The 18,009-nt window shown below is 47.9% G+C and carries 10 protein-coding genes and 1 tRNA gene; 2 read left to right on the top strand and 9 right to left on the bottom strand.

Annotated elements, in window-relative coordinates; translation table 11 throughout:
- Positions 1–5: 5 nt before the first annotated feature.
- The 9 genes from FSB84_RS15685 to FSB84_RS15725 form a co-directional block, all read right to left on the bottom strand.
- Positions 6–1,769: a helix-turn-helix transcriptional regulator gene (locus tag FSB84_RS15685; RefSeq protein ID WP_130538882.1), complete on the bottom strand. Its 1,764-nt coding sequence runs from the start codon at positions 1,767–1,769 to the stop codon at positions 6–8.
- A 114-nt stretch (positions 1,770–1,883) separates the two neighbouring features.
- Entirely contained in the window at positions 1,884–5,942 is a 4,059-nt protein-coding gene (locus tag FSB84_RS15690; RefSeq protein WP_130538883.1) for a carbohydrate-binding protein, read from the bottom strand.
- Between the two features lie 96 nt (positions 5,943–6,038).
- On the bottom strand, positions 6,039–8,030 hold the full coding sequence (locus FSB84_RS15695) for an FAD-dependent oxidoreductase (protein WP_130538884.1): 1,992 nt from the start codon (positions 8,028–8,030) through the stop codon (positions 6,039–6,041).
- Positions 8,031–8,067: 37 nt separating this feature from the next.
- Positions 8,068–9,525: a RagB/SusD family nutrient uptake outer membrane protein gene (locus FSB84_RS15700; protein ID WP_130538885.1), complete on the bottom strand. Its 1,458-nt coding sequence runs from the start codon at positions 9,523–9,525 to the stop codon at positions 8,068–8,070.
- 27 nt (positions 9,526–9,552) lie between these two features.
- The gene (locus FSB84_RS15705) at positions 9,553–12,819 is read right to left on the bottom strand and encodes a TonB-dependent receptor (protein ID WP_158643932.1); all 3,267 of its coding nucleotides are present in this window, start codon (positions 12,817–12,819) and stop codon (positions 9,553–9,555) included.
- Positions 12,820–13,007: 188 nt separating this feature from the next.
- The gene (locus tag FSB84_RS15710) at positions 13,008–14,174 is read right to left on the bottom strand and encodes a FecR family protein (protein ID WP_130538887.1); all 1,167 of its coding nucleotides are present in this window, start codon (positions 14,172–14,174) and stop codon (positions 13,008–13,010) included.
- A 107-nt stretch (positions 14,175–14,281) separates the two neighbouring features.
- Entirely contained in the window at positions 14,282–14,866 is a 585-nt protein-coding gene (locus tag FSB84_RS15715; RefSeq protein ID WP_130538888.1) for an RNA polymerase sigma factor, read from the bottom strand.
- Positions 14,867–15,018: 152 nt separating this feature from the next.
- Complete coding sequence (dapF, locus tag FSB84_RS15720) at positions 15,019–15,813, bottom strand: diaminopimelate epimerase (protein ID WP_130538889.1); 795 nt, start codon at positions 15,811–15,813, stop codon at positions 15,019–15,021.
- 6 nt (positions 15,814–15,819) lie between these two features.
- Positions 15,820–16,695, bottom strand: coding sequence for a nucleoside phosphorylase (locus FSB84_RS15725; protein ID WP_130538890.1), 876 nt, complete (start codon positions 16,693–16,695; stop codon positions 15,820–15,822).
- 62 nt (positions 16,696–16,757) lie between these two features.
- On the opposite strand from FSB84_RS15725, the gene FSB84_RS15730 reads away from it, so the two are divergent.
- Together FSB84_RS15730 and FSB84_RS15735 are read left to right on the top strand one after the other, a co-directional pair.
- Positions 16,758–16,831, top strand: a tRNA-Cys gene (locus FSB84_RS15730).
- Positions 16,832–17,087: 256 nt separating this feature from the next.
- The gene (locus tag FSB84_RS15735) at positions 17,088–17,975 is read left to right on the top strand and encodes a hypothetical protein (protein WP_130538891.1); all 888 of its coding nucleotides are present in this window, start codon (positions 17,088–17,090) and stop codon (positions 17,973–17,975) included.
- The last annotated feature ends 34 nt before the right edge of the window (positions 17,976–18,009 follow it).

Here is an 18,009-nt window from a genome sequence, read left to right on the forward strand (position 1 = left end):
GTTAGTTACTTAATGGAGGAGATGAATTCTTCCAGGTTGATATCGGTAGCGAGGTTCATGCTTTGGCGGAGCCTTCTTTTTCCGCGGCTCACACTGTCTTTGCTGATGCCCAGGCAGGCTGCGGCCTGTGCATTATCGAAATTGAGTTTGATGAGAGCGGCCAGTCTTTCCTGCGCAGGCGTCAGGTCTTTGACTGTTTCGCGGAGGCCGGGGAAGAAACCGGGATATGCTTTGATGAAGTCGTTCTTGAAATTGACCCAGTCCTCTTCTGTCAGTAGAACTGAAGGAAAAAGTTCCACCGGGTTGGTTTGTACGGATTGGGAGATTTGATGTTGCAGCGCTTCTATCTCTTCGTTCTTTTCATTGATCCGGCTTTTGAACTGTTCCAGTTTTGTTCTGGCTTCGGCTTCTTTCTGTTGTACCTGCCGGATCTTTTTCTGGTGTAACGCTGCTCTTCTTTTATGCCAGGTGCTGATCCGGTACCAGCTGAAGGCTGCGATGATCACCAGCATAGCAATGGCGGCTACCAGCAGTTTCTTCATACCTCTTTCAGACTGCATGTCAGATTCCGCCTTTTCCAGTGATTCCTGGAGTTGTTCATAATCCAGTTTGGCGCGGGCAGCATTGAGCTGGCTGCGGTTGATGAGGGCCGCCAGGCTATCGTTCACCAGGTGAAATTGGCCGAAATAATAATAAGAGCTATCTGGTTGTTGCAGGTCGCGGAACAGCTGGCTCAGTCCCTGGGCTGCATCGGCGATTGCCTGTTTTTCATGGGTGCGTGTGCTCCAGTTAAAAGCCTGTCTCCATTGAGCGAGGGCATTGGGAAAGTTTTTCTGCTGATAACTGATACCGGCAAGATCGTTGAGAAAGCAGGCGGCATTGGCAGTATCTCCATAGTTAAGGCTGGCCTGCACGGCATGTTGCAGCAGGGGGGCGGCTGTTGCAAATTTTTGTTTCCCTGTTTCGATCCTGCCGAGATAACCGTCTGTAAGTCCCATCCAGAGAGAGTTCCAGCGGGGGAGTGTTTCCGGATGTGCCGGATCCTGTTCAGCGATCAGCCGCTTGATCTCCTGGTAATACCAGGCAGCGCTGTCTTTTTTTCCTGTTTTATTGTAGGCCGAACCGATGATATCGGCAAGGAAGATGCGATCATACCGACTCACTTCAGGGAGTTTTTTCAGTGCGTCAATGCATTTCAGTCCATACTTCACGGATTGCGCATAATCACGGGTGAGATAAAGTGAACGTGCAACGGAGAAATAAGTCCAGCAGATCTTCGGGAAATATTGCTGACCGATCTGCTCCTGCATGTCAAGAGACCGGAGATTGTACAACAGTGATTGTTCCAGGTCTGGCAGGCGGAGGCTCAGTTCTCCGAAAAGCGCATAGAGCTCGGCGTTCAGTTGTTTATCCTTCAGTGGCCAGGCCAGCCTGATGGCTTCCAGTGTTTGCTGATGATGGCGACGGATGGCATCTTTTTGATCCGCCTGTGTTTCCATGGACCAGAGCGCCTTGTACATGATCAGGCGGATGAAGAGCCGGGGCGATTGTTCAACACTGATCTGCTTGTCCAGTTCCCGGACCAGGTTGAAATACCTGGCGGAATCCTTATGAAGGCTGAGGTCATCAAAGAGTGTGGCTGCTTTCTCTGTTTGGCCAATATCATTGATGGACCAGATCTTCAGGTAATCCGATAGTTGTAATGTTTGCGCATGCGCCTGAAAAAAAGGAAAAATCAATAAAAGGAAGATGAATAAAGTACGGCTCATAGATCAGCAAATCACCGGGCTTGGGTAATGAATATGGCTACTAAATTAACATATTGCGCATGAAAAAGCGCAGCCTGTGGAAAGCGCTGCGCTGAATGAACAATTCCTGATCTGTTATTGCCGGACCACTCTCAGGGATTGCTGCCCGGAAGGCCCCTGGAATAATAACAGATAAATGCCGGAAACAAAATGACTGATATCTTTTGTAATCGTTCGCTGGCCCGGCGCAACCGGCCATGTTGCTACCAGTCGCCCACTCATGTCGAACACTTTAATATCCCGGTACACTGTGTTGCCTGTACTGATTATGATATTGCCTGTGGCCGGATTGGGAGAAACGGCCAGCCGGTTTTCCCGGATGCTTATTTCCCTTGTACTGTTTTGCTGTACAGTCAGCATCCCGGAATTTGTGCAGTTATCGATCAGGAACCAGTTGAATTTGGGATTACCCGATATCACATGGATGCCTGTGTAAGTCAGTGCAGGTAATGTAATGGTATCCGTGATCGTTTGCCAGGCGCCGTTTGTTGAAGGAATGGATTTGATACCGAAATTAAAAGTACTATGCCCTATTTTGAAGGAGGCGGGTGCTGTTGTCAAAACGCGGAAACTGATGCGATATAATCCGGCAGACGGAACATTCAAAGTATTGTACGCGAACCAATGCCCGGGTACAAGACCTGTGAAATTTTTTCCGCCACCTGCATCTGTACAGGCTTCCAGCGATGGACCTGAATGGCGGAAAGCGCAGCTCTCCGCTTCGTGATGCTGGGTGAACGCACAGGAAAGTTGCACTAATGCTGTATCACTGAATGCCTGCCAGTCTGCAATCACCTGGTAGTTGCCGGGCAGGGCATTGGCGGAAAGCAGGCCAGTTGAATCTATCGTATTGCCGTTCCCGTTAACTGACCAGTTGATGCCGGGCAATTGAATGGGTTGATCGTTTGCATCGTATCCCGTTGCTGTGAACTGACGACCTTCTCCAACCAGCATGGCCACAGTATCGGGCAACAGTTCAAGCCGCACAGCAGGCGGGGCGGATGCACAGTTGTCTATCGTGAACCAGTTGAACCGGAAAGAACCTGAAGCTGCGTGAATGCCTGTGTACGACAAAGCGGGAAGCGTTACAGTGTCTGAAATGGTTTGCCAGTTTCCCCCGGTGGATGGCACCTGGATGATACGGAAAGTAAAAGCGCCATGCCCGATCCTGATGCTGGCCGGAGCTGTGGTGGAAATGCGCAGGCGGATATTGTATCTGCCTGCTGAAGGCACTTTCAGGTTGTTATAAGCAAACCATTTGCCGGAACTAACGCCATCGAAATGCTGGCTGCCGCTGCTGTCGTCCGTAGCAACCGGTGTGAGGCCGGGAGCGCGCGCCGAGGACGATTCTGCTTCATAAAGGTTATTTACCGTACATGTATAACCGAGTTCCAGGTCAAGTGTGCCGGTAACTCCTCCTGAGCTGGCGCCAACAAGAAAACTGCCGGGTATATTACCTGCCGTAAACAATCCCGTTTGGGTAATACTGTTTTGTGATCCGGTGGAAGTCCAGGTGATGGTGCCCGTTAGTGGCACCTGTGTATTGTACTGATCAAATCCCTTTGCTGTGAATTGTTGTGACGCGCCCAGGGGGACTATGATTGTATCCGGCACAATGCTGATCCGGGACAGGACCGGCGTGCCTGATACATTCACAATGGCCAGGCCGCTCAATGTACCTGAACTGGCGCTTACCGTAAATATGCCTGCTGAATCGGATGAGAACAATCCATTGCTGGTTACCAGTGCGCCTGCACCACTGGTACTCCAGGTTGCAGCGGGTGAAAGCATGATGTAATTTGAATCTGCATCATAGCCGATGGCCGTTAACTGAACATTGCCTCCGGTAAATATCCGGGCGCTATCCGGTTGAATGGCAACTGCGGCTACTGCATGATCACCCGCTGGCACCACCTGCAGCCAGTTGAAATTCCAGCCAGCCGAATGTGAATGGATCCTGATGGTTTTTGGGCCCGGTCCCAATATGATCGGAGCTGAAGTGACCGTCATCCATTGCTGCCATCCGCCGCTGGGTGGAAGCGTTACAGAGCCCAGCGCGGTAGTGTCGTTATAAATGGAAAATTTGGAAGCTGTACTAACGGCAACCCTGAAGCGCAAACGGTAAGCCGCGTTATCCGGTACATCGATATCGTATTCAAACCAGGTGCCATTGCCGATATAACTCATATTCAGTACTCCACTGGTATCTGCTGTAGTTTCGGTACGCCCGCCATTCGAATTGTCGAAGTTCTCCGCTTCTATCCGGGCAGGTACAGGCTTATAATTGACAGGCCGCACATTGATATTGGTGCTGCCCTGTACGGTGAACGTATCCACATTGGCAATGGCCGTGATCACACCGGAGCTATTGATGGTGGCCAATCCTGATGCATCGATCGTATTGCCATTTCCTGAAATGCTCCAGGACGGTGTTATGCCGGTCATCACATGCCCGTTCTGATCCAATACTTTTGCTGTGAATATTTGTGTTTTTCCCGGCAGCACGGAAATGTCTGCAGGTGAAATGGAAATTGAATCGGGATAAGGTGTGCCGAGCCCTTTCTGGGAAATGCGCACATAGTCCACCAGCATACTGTCGGGCCAGTCTGCATCAACGATCGTTCCTCCCATTCCACCACCCATGGCGATATTCAGGATCACATAGAATGGCTTGTCAAAAGGCCAGTCCTTCCAGTCGGTATGCGGATTTACATAGGTGTAAAAGCCGACGCCATCGTGTGTGAAACGTAATGAGTCAGGGCTCCATTCTACTCCGTAAACATGATAGGCAGTATCGAGGTCGGGGAGTATCTGGTTGCCTCCGAGGTTTCCTCCATTTGTCCAGTTCTTGTTTTCCGTGTGAACGGCGCACATGGCCTTTCCGAAATTATTGCCTACATGTTCCAGTATATCTATTTCGCCGCTTTTTGGCCAGTTACCATAAGCGTTTGTGGTCGGCATCAGCCAGAATGCAGGCCAGGAGCCTCTTGCGCGGGGTAGTTTTGCGCGCATTTCAGCTTTGCCATAAAGGAATTCCATTTTTCCGAGTGAGATCACACGTGCGGAGGAATATGGTGCAGCAGGATCGCCTGTAGGATAATTCTTCTTTCCTGTGATCACCAGGCTGCCATTGCGGACCCGTGCATTATCATATGATGAATCGGTATACACCTGTTGTTCACTGTTGATCCATCCTTTTGGACGAGGATCGGTTGTCCATTTTGCGGGGTTGGGCTGACCTTCATAATCGAACTCATCATTATAGATCATCGTCCATTCGGGATTGCCATCAAACACCACAGACCCCTTTGCAGTGTAGCTAACTGCTTTTGGGTTTTGAAGTGCAGCAGAGTCAACCGTCAGGCGGAGCGTTGTAGTGGAATAATTAGCGGAAGAGTTGCCGCTGAGCAGGATGTTCACTGTGCTGTCGTTCTGTCTTAGGATATTGCTGACCGTTATACCCGGCGGTAATATGGAGGTGTGCCAGTGGGAAGGGATGATCACAGGTTTGAATCTATCGCCTGTGATTTTTACTTCGATATTTGTCCCGTTCTCATTACCCATGGGGATATGCTGGCTGGTGAGCCGGATGCTGGTGGGATTCGGCGCTTCGATATGATCGAAGTAAAGAATGCCATTCGCTTTTTTCCCATCGATAAACTGAATAGTGATCCGGTTGAGATCAGTACGATGATTGATGCCGGTAAATGTGAACTCCACTTCTTCCCATTGGTTCAGATTTTGGATCCGGTATGTTTTGAAAACGGCCTGTGTGTAATCACTGCCGGGTTGCAGCTTGAACAACACTTCTTCCCGTACATTGCTGTATACGCGCATCCGGAAAGTGGCGCCGGCGGAAAGATCGAGCGGTGCAGGCAGGCTGCAGCTGGCAGCCATATAGGGAGAGCAGCTGGTGTCTTTCGTGAATTTTGCCACATGTGAACTGGAGTTCACCCCAGATGGTGCAGGATTGGCTGCATTGAAGATGACGGAACCAGTGGCATTGGCGCCGGCATTGTAGATCCAGTTACCGGAGCCCGGGCCATTGCCCTCCATATCATCGATAAGGATGTATTGAGCATGGCTGCTGCTCCATGCAATGGTGCACAGGAGCAGTATGAGTAGATTTTTCATATAGCAGGCAGGTTTAGTTAGATAAATGATTCAAAGAACGGAGTTGGACAGTCACTCGCCGGGAGGCGAGCGACTGTCAAATTCAGTGTATAATAGCTACATAGGGATCAGCAGTACTGCGTCGGCAAACACGAGACCATTGGCTCCGTTGTTGGAGATTTCTATGTAAACAGGCTGTTCTTTTTCCAGCCGGTGTTTACCCAGGCTGATCCATTCACCGGAAGTTTGTCCTTCCACGGTAATGTCTGCAGCTTTGATATCGATGTGTTTGGTGACGGCGCCATCGAACAAACTAACAGGTATAACCGAAGAAATACCTGACAGTTTTGGGATATAGGTGTACACCTGGTAATCGCCGGATTGCGTCAGCTGTGGAAGAAAACGGATCGATTTTGGCTCCTTGCCTTTACTGCTGTCTATCAGCATGGATTGACCATAGGAACCTCTTTTGTGATGGCTCCAGCTGCCTGTTTGCTGAACATGCGCGGTATCGTCGTTATCAACAACCAGCTCTGGTGTTCTTCCATTCATCAAAGGATCTTTCGCCAGCAATGATTGAATGGCTTTTGCATCAACCTGCTGCACAGTGGTCTTTTCTTTGATAGCGAGTGTTGCTGCAATAGCTGCGGACTGGCCCAGTACCATGAACACAGGCTCCATGCGTATGGAGCCATAGGCGATATGGCTGGCAGACAAACAAACAGGAACCAGCAGGTTTGTACATTCCGATGCTTTGGGAATAATGGAACGGTAGGAAATAGGATAGGGGCCAAATCCACCGATCTCCACATTGCCTTCATTCTTCACCATACCGTTCACCACTATACGCTGACAGTTATGCGAATCCATGGTGTAGGCAGCCAGGCCGATAGTGTCTTCCACAATCTCCCTGCCTTCGCAGTTGTGCTGCGTCATTACATAGGCGCCGATCATGCGGCGCGCTTCCCGAACATAGAGTTGTGGTGACCAGTGATTGTTTTCAATGTACTCGTCTTTTGGATATCCCCATTGCAGCATTTGTTTGCGCAGGTGTTCGGGCATACGCTCATCATGTCCGATAAAATAGAGTAATCCCTTTGTGTAATCTTCATGCTCTTTCCAGATCTTTTTACGGGTGGCGTAATCGGCTTCGGGATAGTTATGGTTCATGCCGATCATATCCGTTGAAATGGGACCGTTATTATTGATATCGGTCTTGTTGTTGGGCATCAGATCAAATTTCAGGAAACCCCAGAGATCGCCGGGAACTTTGTGTTTGAGGTAACGAAGCAGGAGCTCGTAACGGGCCGGGTCATAATTATCAGGTTGAGTGATGGGCACCAGATTGGCCGGATCCCTGCTAAGACAGATCCTGAAATTATAGGCCTGTACTTTTTTGTCGCCGCTTCCCTGTGCAGCAAGACTGCCATCACTTACTCCCCAGATCAGTCCGCTGCTGCTGTTGCCGGGGATCTTGTAGGGATCGATGCCATCGGGGAACTGATGGCCTTCCAGTACCTGCACGCCATTGTATGTTTCTTTGTACAAGCTGTTGTCCTCACGTCCTACTGTATACGAAATACCAGCCTTTGCCATGAGATCCCCCTCATAGGAGCAGTCGAGGAACATGGAAGCATCGATCTTTTTCGGGTGGCCGCCGGCAACAGAATCGACAGTGATGGAGATGATTTTCCCATCTGCTTTTTCCACTGCAGAAAGTTGATGACCATAGATCACCTGCACTTTTGCATCGCTGATCAGATCTTTCAGGATATTCTCTGCAACATGCGGCTCAAATATCCATTGTTCCAGTTTTCCATAATGTTTGCCAACACGGCGGTAGAAGTCGAGAGCAAGACCGCTGATCGCGTATTTGTTGCCGATATCTGTATAGCCAAGTCCACCGGAAGTAAGGCCACCGAGACGATGGCCGGGCTCTATCAGCAATACATTCATGTTCATCTTTGCTGCGGTATAGGCGGCCATCACGCCCGCCGCATTCCCGCCATAGATGCAGATATCGGTCTTTGTTTGATTGGTGTTGTTCTCACAACCTGCCAGGCAGACGATGCCTGACAGGAAAAGAAATAACCCTCTGAAATATTTCATAATCCAGTTCCATTAAGATTGAGAAAATCGAAGCGGCTTAGTACCCGGGATTCTGATCACGGGTAGGGTCAAGCGCTGTATTGCCATTGAATTCGCGCGGAGGGATCGGCCAGAGCATATGCTTATCTGCCACTGTAAGTCCTTCCACTTCCTGGATCACTTCTTTTACTAATCCAAGTCGTTTCAGATCGAACCAGTGTTTGCCTTCTCCGATCGATTCATAGCCGTGCTCCAGCACTACGCGCCGTACAAAGGCATCGAGTGATGCAAAATCACCAACAGCAAGATCTACGGACGGATCTGGCGTATTGGCGGGCTTGCCGTAAGCACGGCGGCGGACCATGTTCAGTTTTTCTACCGCATCGGCAGTCACTGCGTTATTGGATACTGCTTCAGCTTCGGCATAGAAAAGTAAAAGATCGGAATATTTATAAAGCGGGTAATCATTATTGGCCGCTGCCTGAACGGTTGCCTGGCGGTCACTGAATTTTTTACAGAGAACAGTAGTTTTCTGTGGCACACCTACATCGGATGGATACCAGTTGAAATAATAACGCAGATCGGCCCTGTCCCAGTTTTTCAGAAAAGGGTTCAGGGAATCGCTGTAAATGGTGGCAAAACCTCCTGGCGGGAAATGGGTGGTTTTGGAGGCATGCAGGTAAGCAAGGTATTGGTACCCCTGTCCGGATACTTTGGAGGAGTATTTGAAATACAGGATCTCTTCCGATGTATTATTGGCATCACGTCCGTACAATTGTTCAAAGTCAGCACCCACTGAAACCGGCACCAGGGAATATTTTTTCGATTCTATCACTTCATTGGCTGCACGGCGGGCGAGATCATATTTTTTCAGTGTGAGCGCCACTTCTGCCAGGGTTGTCTTTGCAGCCCATTTGGTGGCAGCGCCTACCAGGCGTGGATTATCAGGAAGATATTGTTCGGCAAACAACAGGTCAGATTCGATCAGTTCATATATTTTGTCCGCACTGGTTTTGGGAACATTGATGGAATCGAGATTGTTTTCCGTATGCAATGGAATACCGGCCCAGTTCCTTACCAGGTGAAAGTAATAGAGCGCGCGCAGGAACCTGGCTTCTCCGATATATTTGTTCTTGTCTGCTTCCGTAACAAGTGTTGCGAGCGGCGCTTTCTTAATGATGAGATTGGCATTGCGAACACCTTTATAAAAATTGTTCCAGGTATCGGTAATACGGCCAACATTATTATTGTCGAGCCCCTGGTAAGTATTCATAGGCGCAAAGCTGCCACGGCCGTACATGTATTCGGTATTGATCTCATGTTGAATGGTATAGAAGCCACCAAAAGTGGAGAGGTAGCGAACCGTTTCATAAATGGCATTCAGCCCGGATTCGATCTCTACGTTGGTGGTGTAAAAATTTTCCTCGGCCATCGCCTGGGGGCGCTCGTCGAGCCATTTGGAGCAGGAGGCCAGCAGGAAAAGGCTGAGCCCGGCAGTTATCAGGAATGATTTCATATATGCAAAGTTTTTCGATGATTAGTTTTAGAATCCGCAACGAATACCAACAGTGAATGACTTGCTGTTGGGATAAACAGTATAGTCCAGACCCTGCTGAATGGAATCGGCAGCTCCATAAGCATTCACTTCCGGATCATAACCGGAGTAATTGGTGATCACTATCATGTTCTGTGCGCTCACATATAATTGAGCGGATTTTACAGCCTTTGTGCCGAGTTTTGCAACAGGAATATTGTAAGCCAGTTGAATGTTCTTGAACTTCAGGTAAGATCCGTCTTCCACAAATCTTGTCGAGAAATTTGCAGTGATCTTGCTGGATGGCCTGGGGTATTTGGCATTGGTGTTTTCCGCTGTCCAGTGATTGGTATACACTTCCTCTGGTTGGTTCAGGCTCCATCCCATATCCAGTGTGCTGGCCTTGTTGAGATTGAACAGGTCATTGCCCTGTGATCCCTGGATGAACACTGTGAGCTCAAAGCCTTTGAATTTTGTAACGGAGCTCAGACCGTAAATGAAATCAGGATTGGGATCACCAATCACGCTGCGGTCAAGGTTATTGATGGACTTATCGCCATTCTTGTCCTGGTATTTGATATTCCCGGTTTCTGTATATCCTTCTTCTATGTAGCCATAGAAAGCGTACAGGGGAAGACCTTCGCGCAGCAGGTTCACATAGTCATTGATATTGCCTGTGAAAACATTGGGGCCAGCGATATCCTGACCTTTGTACAATTTTTCCACCTTATTCCTGTTGAACGAGATATTGCCAGCGAGGTCCCATTTCCAGTCAGCGTTGTTGACCACCGTTGCATCTATTCCCAGTTCCACTCCCTTGTTGCTGATCTCGCCAATATTCTCCAATGAGGTTTCGTATCCGAATGATGTGGGCAACTGAACTTTGTTCAGGAGGTATTTGGTTTGCTTCTGATAATAATCGGCTGTAAAGCGGATCTTGTTTTTGAACAGGGCGAGTTCGAGGCCGAGGTCCAGTTGGTCTGTAACCTCCCATCTCAGTTTACTGGCATATTCCGGACGGGGAGCATAACCGATAAAGAGGTCATTGCCAAATATGGTATTGTATGGTTGCAGGATATTGAGCGTCTGGTAAGATTTGATGGAAGTATTACCGGTGCGGCCATAAGATGCGCGCAGCTTCAGGTCGGATACTGCATGCAGGTTCTCCATGAATTTTTCGTTCGATGCCCTCCAGGCAATAGCAGCAGAGGGGAAATTGGCCCAGCGGTTTTCTTTGGAGTAGGCCGAAAATCCATCACGACGGAAACTTAATGTAAACAGGTAGCGGTTATCGAACCCGTAATTGATCCGGCCTACATAAGAAAGCAGAACTGATTTTGAATAGGTGGATGTAGGTAATCCGGGTACGGCTGCTGATTGGATGCTTCCGGTGAATACTTCGTTACTCAGGAAATCAAGTGCATTGCCTGAGCCCATGCTGGTACTTTTATCTGCCTGCGCCATTATTCCACCCACCACATCGAGACTGTGTACTCCGCCGAAAACATTTTTATAGTTCAGGATATTTTCATTGAGCAGGCTGGTGAACTGGTTGGTGTTCACGTTGGCATTGCCCGCAGAGTTCAGGCCATAGGGGTCTCTGTTCCGGAAATTGTCGTTGCGCGTATTGTTGTTGATAATATTTCCTGAAACGCGCAGTGAAAGATTCCTGGCAGGGTTGACCTGCAGATTCACATTCGCTACGATATCGTCTGACTGGAATCGGTTGGTAACTTCATTTCTGATGGCAATCGGGTTAACGATGGCATTGGAGATGATCGGGTATACGTCGGTCAGCCGTACATATTTTCCATCTGCAGTGTAGGGCCCTACTGTGGGCGGAGCGAAGAGCATTGCGCCGAACATATCACTGCCACGGTTACCCGTTTGCGAGTTCTGCAAACTTCTGTCTGACCTGGTATAGACCGCTGTAAATGCTACCGTGGCCGCTTTGCTGATATCGTGTTTGATATTTGCTCTTAAAGAATAACGGTTATAATCTGAATTGGGGATGATGCCCTCCTGCTGGAAAGCGCCACCAGACAGGAAGAAACTTGTTTTTTCAGAACCACCGCTGACACTCACATTGCTGTTGTACATGGGCGCCTTGCGTAAAAGAAGGTCCTGCCAGTCTGTACCTTTTACATTGCGTAAAGAATCAACCTGATTTTGTGTAAAGAAAGGAGCAAGCCCATCGTTTACTGCCCGTTCGTTGTAAAGGGACGCATATTGAAACGGAGAGAGCAGTTTCAGCTTTTTGGTGATCGACTGAGTGCTGTATCCCAGATGGAGATTTACTTTTGTAGGCTGGTTCTTTTTTCCTGAACGGGTGGTAATCAGTACTACGCCACTGCCGCCCCTCGATCCGTACATTGCCGTGGAAGAGGCATCTTTCAGTATCTCCACTGATTCAACATCCTCAGTCTGGAGATAAGTGGGGCTGCTGGGCAGACCATCGATGATGTATAGTGGTTCATTTCCTCCAAGGATGGAATTGGCGCCACGGATGCGGACGCTGATAGGGCTGCCGGGAGTGCCGTTGTTTTGAATAACCCTCACACCGGTTGCCCGGCCACTCAATGCCTGGATCACATTGGTAGTGGGGTAGGAGCTGATATCACTTCCTTTGATCTGCGAAACGGAACCAGTAAGATCAGTCTTCTTAACACGGCCATAGGCGATCACAACAATATCTTTCTCTTCATTCTCTGCTGCAGTGAGCACTACATTGATAATGGTATTGTTCCTGTCCACCACAATTTCCTTCGATTCATATCCAACGAAAGAGATCACGAGAGTAGCGCCGGGATTCGCATCAAGCGAGAATGTTCCATCTGCGCCGGCATTGGTTCCCTGGTTGGTGTTCCTGATCATGATGGTGGCGCCTGGTAATGGCTGGCCTGACTCATTTACTACCCGGCCTTTGATGGGGATGAATGCAGGAATTATTTCCAGCAAGGAGTCCCTTACCGGTTTCGGTGTTTCTTTCGACTTCACCACTATGATCGAACCTACAATAGACCAGGTGAATGGCTGATTCCTGAAACATTCTTCCAGCACTTCTTTCAATGGCCGGTTGCGGGAACGGACAGTTACCTTTTCTCCTTTTTCGATCAGCGACTGGTCGAAAAAGAAAACATAATCGCTTTGCTTTTCGATAATGTTGAAAACCCGGCCGAGCGGGGCTTTCTCAACATTCACTGTTATGGTCTGGCCGAATCCTTCGGCCCAGGCCTGCAGGCTGAACAATAACAGTAGTACTGCAGTTAGTTTCATAATGAGCAGCGTTTTAGCAATCGGTCTCCAACAGAGACGCATGGGTTTGCAATCAGGGCATAATAGCATACCTTTAAGTTGTATTTACATTAACAATATCTCTCCCGGAATTCCGGGAGAGCTCTGGCAAAGAGACTTGTTATGGATACGTTTTAAGCCGGCAGTGCTCCAACACTCCGGCTTAGTTTTTAACGGTCCAGTATCGTTAGTTTATTTCCATCCAATTTTGTATACACTTTACTAAACTCCAGTACTTGCAATACTTCCTGGAGATCGCTTTTCCTGGGTATCTTTCCCCCGAATTTCTTATCAGGCACTTTTCCTTCGTACACCACATTTACATTGTACCAGCGTTCTATCTGGCGCATCAGCACCGGCAGGCTGGTATGATTGGTGATGAAGAGACCGTTCTTCCAGGCAATGGCTTCTTCAGTATCTATATTGCTCAGAAGCCTGAGTCCAGTCTGATCGCTTGACTGCGTCTGTTGCCCCGGTTTCAGATTCACGGACTGCTGACGATGCTCAACATTTACTGCACCCTCCAAAAGCGTAACAGCTTTTGAAGTTTCATTTTCATATGCCATGATATTGAATTGAGTGCCGAGAACATTTACCTGCATGTCATTTACTTTAACACGGAATGGTTTCTGTGCATCTTTCGCTATTTCGAAATAGGCTTCGCCCGTTAACTCAACTATCCTTTCTTTTCCGGGGAATGAAGTGGGGAAATGAAGAGAGGAGCCCGCATTCATCCAAACCCTGCTGCCATCGGCCAGCTGCAGTTGGTATTGTGCGCCCCTCGGTGTTTTCAGGGTATTGTAAACTACAGGGGCACCGGCATTTTTCGATGCATAAATTACCTGGCCATTGATCCCGGTGATCTGCGCATTACCCTGTGCAGGGATATTATTGGTGTTGCTGCCCTCCAGATGAATAGTGCTGCCATCAGCCAGCACAAGGATCGCTTTGTCGTCTCCCGGCGCAATGCGTACGGGTGTTACAGGCGTTGCGGCAATGATTTTTTCGGGCTTGTCTTTTGAAAGTGCCAGGTACAGTGCAGTAGCGGAGAGAAGAATGGCCAATGATGCAGCAATGCCGAAAGCCATTCGTTTCTTACGCATCCTTTCCCGTATTTGTACCTGTTGATTGCGCGCCTCGACTCCGGCAAGCAAAGCCTCGGTCTTACTTTCTTCAAAAAAAGTTGAAGTGACAGGGACCTTATCCCAAAGCTCATCTATCAATGATACAGCTTCGGAATCGTTGAGCAGTTGTTCAAGTTCAGCCAGTTCTGCGGCACTGGCTGTGCCTTCATTGAAACGTTCCAGTATAAACTTAAGGCGATTCTTTTTATCCATACAAATTCAACGGTGATCGGACCGTTCTGCAGGGAAGACACAGTTTTTTTCGGAAAGGGGGTATTGGAGCAGGAAAATATTTTCAAATTATTTCAGCGGAGAGTGGTTCAGTAGAAAAACCTGCTGAACAAAAAGATAAAAAGCGGGAGGTGGGTATTCACATATTTCCGGATGGAACTTGTAGCGATCTGCAGGTATGATTTTACAGTTTCCCGTGATAAATTAAGTTCTTTGGCGATCTCAACATATTTAAGTCGCTGGTAACGGCTGAGGATAAACACTTTTTTCTGCTGGGGCGGGAGTTGACTGATTGCCTTGTGAATTAATTGTAACCTATCCTCAGTGGTAAGTTCAGCATCCGGTGAAAGGTTCAACTGCTGCTTTTCCCAGTTCAACTGTTCAGTGCGTTCCCGCACCATTTTCCTGAGAACATTGAGTGCATGATTTTTGGAAACAGTAAAAAGCCAATGCTGGAAATTCTGCACTTCAGGAAGCTGGGCACGTTTTTCCCATACTTTGCAGAATATATCCTGGATATTCTCTTCGGCGAAAGTTCTTGAGGAAGTGAGCTGATAAAGATAGATACCAAGCCGGTGATGGTAAGCATGGAACAAGGCGGCGAAAGCTTTCTGGTCGCCTTCAGCTACCCGCAATAACAGGTCGGCTTCATTATGAGAATGTGGTGCAAGCAATGGTCAGACATAAACAGTTATACGCAATTTAAGGGTTTTGGATGAAAACTGCTCCAAACATCAGCGGGTCCTGAACTAACTTGCTGACTTCCGGAGCAGAAAAAAAATATCCGGGTACTCCGGATATTTTTTTACATAATATAAAGATATGATCAGGAAGCGTCCGGCACACTGATGGTGCCTGCGAAAACCCTTTCGGCGGGGCCGCAGAGCCAGACGTTCTCAAAAGTATCGTCGTCCACCCTGTCGTATTCCACGGTGAGCCTGCCACCTTTGGTGTGAACGGTTACATCGTTGAAGCCGCGTTCGTTGTGGTAACATACGAGTGCAGCAGCGGTAACGCCCGTGCCACAGGAATAGGTTTCGTCTTCCACACCGCGTTCGTAGGTGCGAACAGTGATCTCGTCCTCTTTTTTCTGTTCAACGAAATTCACGTTGATGCCTTCTTTGGCGAAATGGTTGCTATAGCGGATGTCCATTCCTTTTTTGTATACATCCATCTCCATTACATCGGTGACGATCTTCACGTAGTGAGGAGAGCCGGTATCGAGGATGAAATCACCGTGGTAGTCTTTGATGGCGGAAACATCTTTCATTTTGAGTGCTACCGTGCCATCGTCGTCGATCTCAGCTTCATGGTCGCCGTCGGCTGCGATGAATTTATACATGGGACGGCGGATACCCTGGTGCCAGGCGAACTTCACGAGGCAGCGTCCACCATTGCCACACATGGTGCTGGGGCGTCCATCGGCGTTATAATATTTCATTTCGAAATCGTATCCGGTTTTCGTGTTGAGCATCATCAGGCCGTCTGCACCGATGCCGAAGCGGCGGTTGCAGATCCAGTTCACCTGTTCATTGGTCAATGCGTCGTACTGTCCATTCCTGTTGTCCAGGATCACAAAGTCATTGCCTGTGCCCTGGTATTTGAAAAACTGTAAGTCCATATAGTATTATAACCCTTTGAGTATATCAATTGTTGTGGTGATGAGTTTGTCCATATTGGCCGCCGCATTCCCGGAAAAAGTCCTGTCAATCCTGTTGGCCACGATGGAACTGAGTGAAAGGCAATGATGCCCCAGCAGTTTTCCCAGGCCGTAGATAGCGGCAGTTTCCATCTCAAAGTTAGTGATCCGGTGCTGACCAAACGAAAAATTGGTGAGACGATCTATCAGGTCCGGGTGACTGAGGCCCAGTCTCAATACCCGCCCCTGCGGGCCGTAGAAACCGGGACAGGTAACCGTAATGCCGTGCTGGAAATTGGTAACGAAATGTTTCAGCAGGCTGGGGGCTGCCGAACTGATATAAGGTTGAGAGATGCGATGGCTGAGCTGTGTTTGGGTGATGAAGCTCTGCAGCACTTGTCTCTCTTCCTCATTTTCCTCGATCCTGTAAAAATTGAGAAGGTTATCGATGCCCAGGCCATGTGTGCTGGCCACCCAGCTGTCTACCGGAATGGAGGCCTGGAGGGAGCCGGAGGTCCCTATTCGAACGATATTCAGCACCGTATGATCATGTTTGATGGTGCGGGTTTTGAAATCGATATTCACCAGGGCGTCAAGCTCATTCAAAACAATATCAATATTATCCGGGCCGATGCCGGTAGAGACCACCGACAGTCTTTTGTTGCCGGCATACCCTGTATGGGTCACAAATTCCCGGTGCTGTCTTTTGACTTCGATCCGGTCAAACTGGCTACTGACCTTGCTTACACGGTCCGGATCACCTACGGTGATGATGGTGCTGGCGAGCTCTTCAGGGAGGAGGTCCAGATGGTAAATGGCCCCCCGTTCATTGATTATCAGTTCAGATTCTTGAATTGTTCCCATAAAAAGTATCGATAGTTCTTGTCAAATATCGAACAATTATCCTACTTTTGCACTCCCTCAATGGTTCCGTGGCCGAGTGGCTAGGCAGAGGTCTGCAAAACCTCCTACAGCAGTTCGAGTCTGCTCGGGACCTCCAGGATAAGAAGGATCGCATTATGCGGTCCTTTTTTCATTGTACAACTTTAGTGAAGACAAGGAAAGTATAACAATGAGCTTCAAACGCCGCGATACAACTTTATAAAGCTATAACCTCGTTTATCCACCCATTTCCCCACTGAAAAATGAGGATCCTATGTCATATGCAATCAAACCTGCTGAAATGAAAGCCTGCATAAAAAATGAATATATTGCGGTGTTCCATTTAAACACTTATGAAAAAAATATTTGTACCCATGAAAATAACGCTTTTATCTCTCCTCTCACTGGTATTGCTTATTGCCGGCTGCAATAAAAACGACAACAATCCACAAACCTTTATTCAGTTACAGAGGATCGGTTCATCCGAAGAGGCGTATGCTTTTCAGTACAATGAAGATCATCTTCCCGCAAAAATAGAACTATACAAAAGTTCTGATGGCGCACCGGTACTGGACGAATATTTTACCGTTTCTTATGAGAATGGCGCTCCTGTAAAAGCTGAATATTTCAATAAAAGAAACGGTAGTTTCAAGCTGTCCACCAGATATACTTTCACAACAGATACACAAAAAAGAATAACAAAAGCTCTTATAAAAAGATTTAGTTCCGATGGAACAGAACTACCCGAAACCATCAAAAGAGATTATGTTTTCAATAATAATGGAAAACTGGTCAAGATCATTTTTAATGAGGATCAGGATAATACCTGGGTTTTGGAATATGATGCCAATGGTAATTACAAGGAATCACCTTACACAAATGACCAGCCAACGTTGAAGCATACCCGCACTGCTGACTATAAATATGATAATAACATCAATCCATTTTCAGTGAATGGTCTTGGTATTATGATGATGGTTGCTTTTGATGGTGATGTTTTCAATGCTGATATGTTGCTGTCTGAAAATAATATCAGCTCCTCTAAGTTTGTGGATACCAGGATCGATTACCCGGGAACGCAGTTTCAGGAAACTACCATTGAAACTAAAAGCATCACTTACGCCAATGCTTTCGATGCGAATGGCGGCTTACAAAAAATTGATTTTAGCCGGAACTATAAAGAAGAACATCAAAACGAGGTTATTCGGGATGATACGTACCAGTTCAGTCTGAACCTTACTTGTATAAAGAAAAACAGATAATGGATATTCCATTAAAAGCAGGAGGGTGCTTCAT

This window comes from Pseudobacter ginsenosidimutans (assembly GCF_007970185.1).
Classification (GTDB): Bacteria; Bacteroidota; Bacteroidia; order Chitinophagales; family Chitinophagaceae; genus Pseudobacter; species Pseudobacter ginsenosidimutans.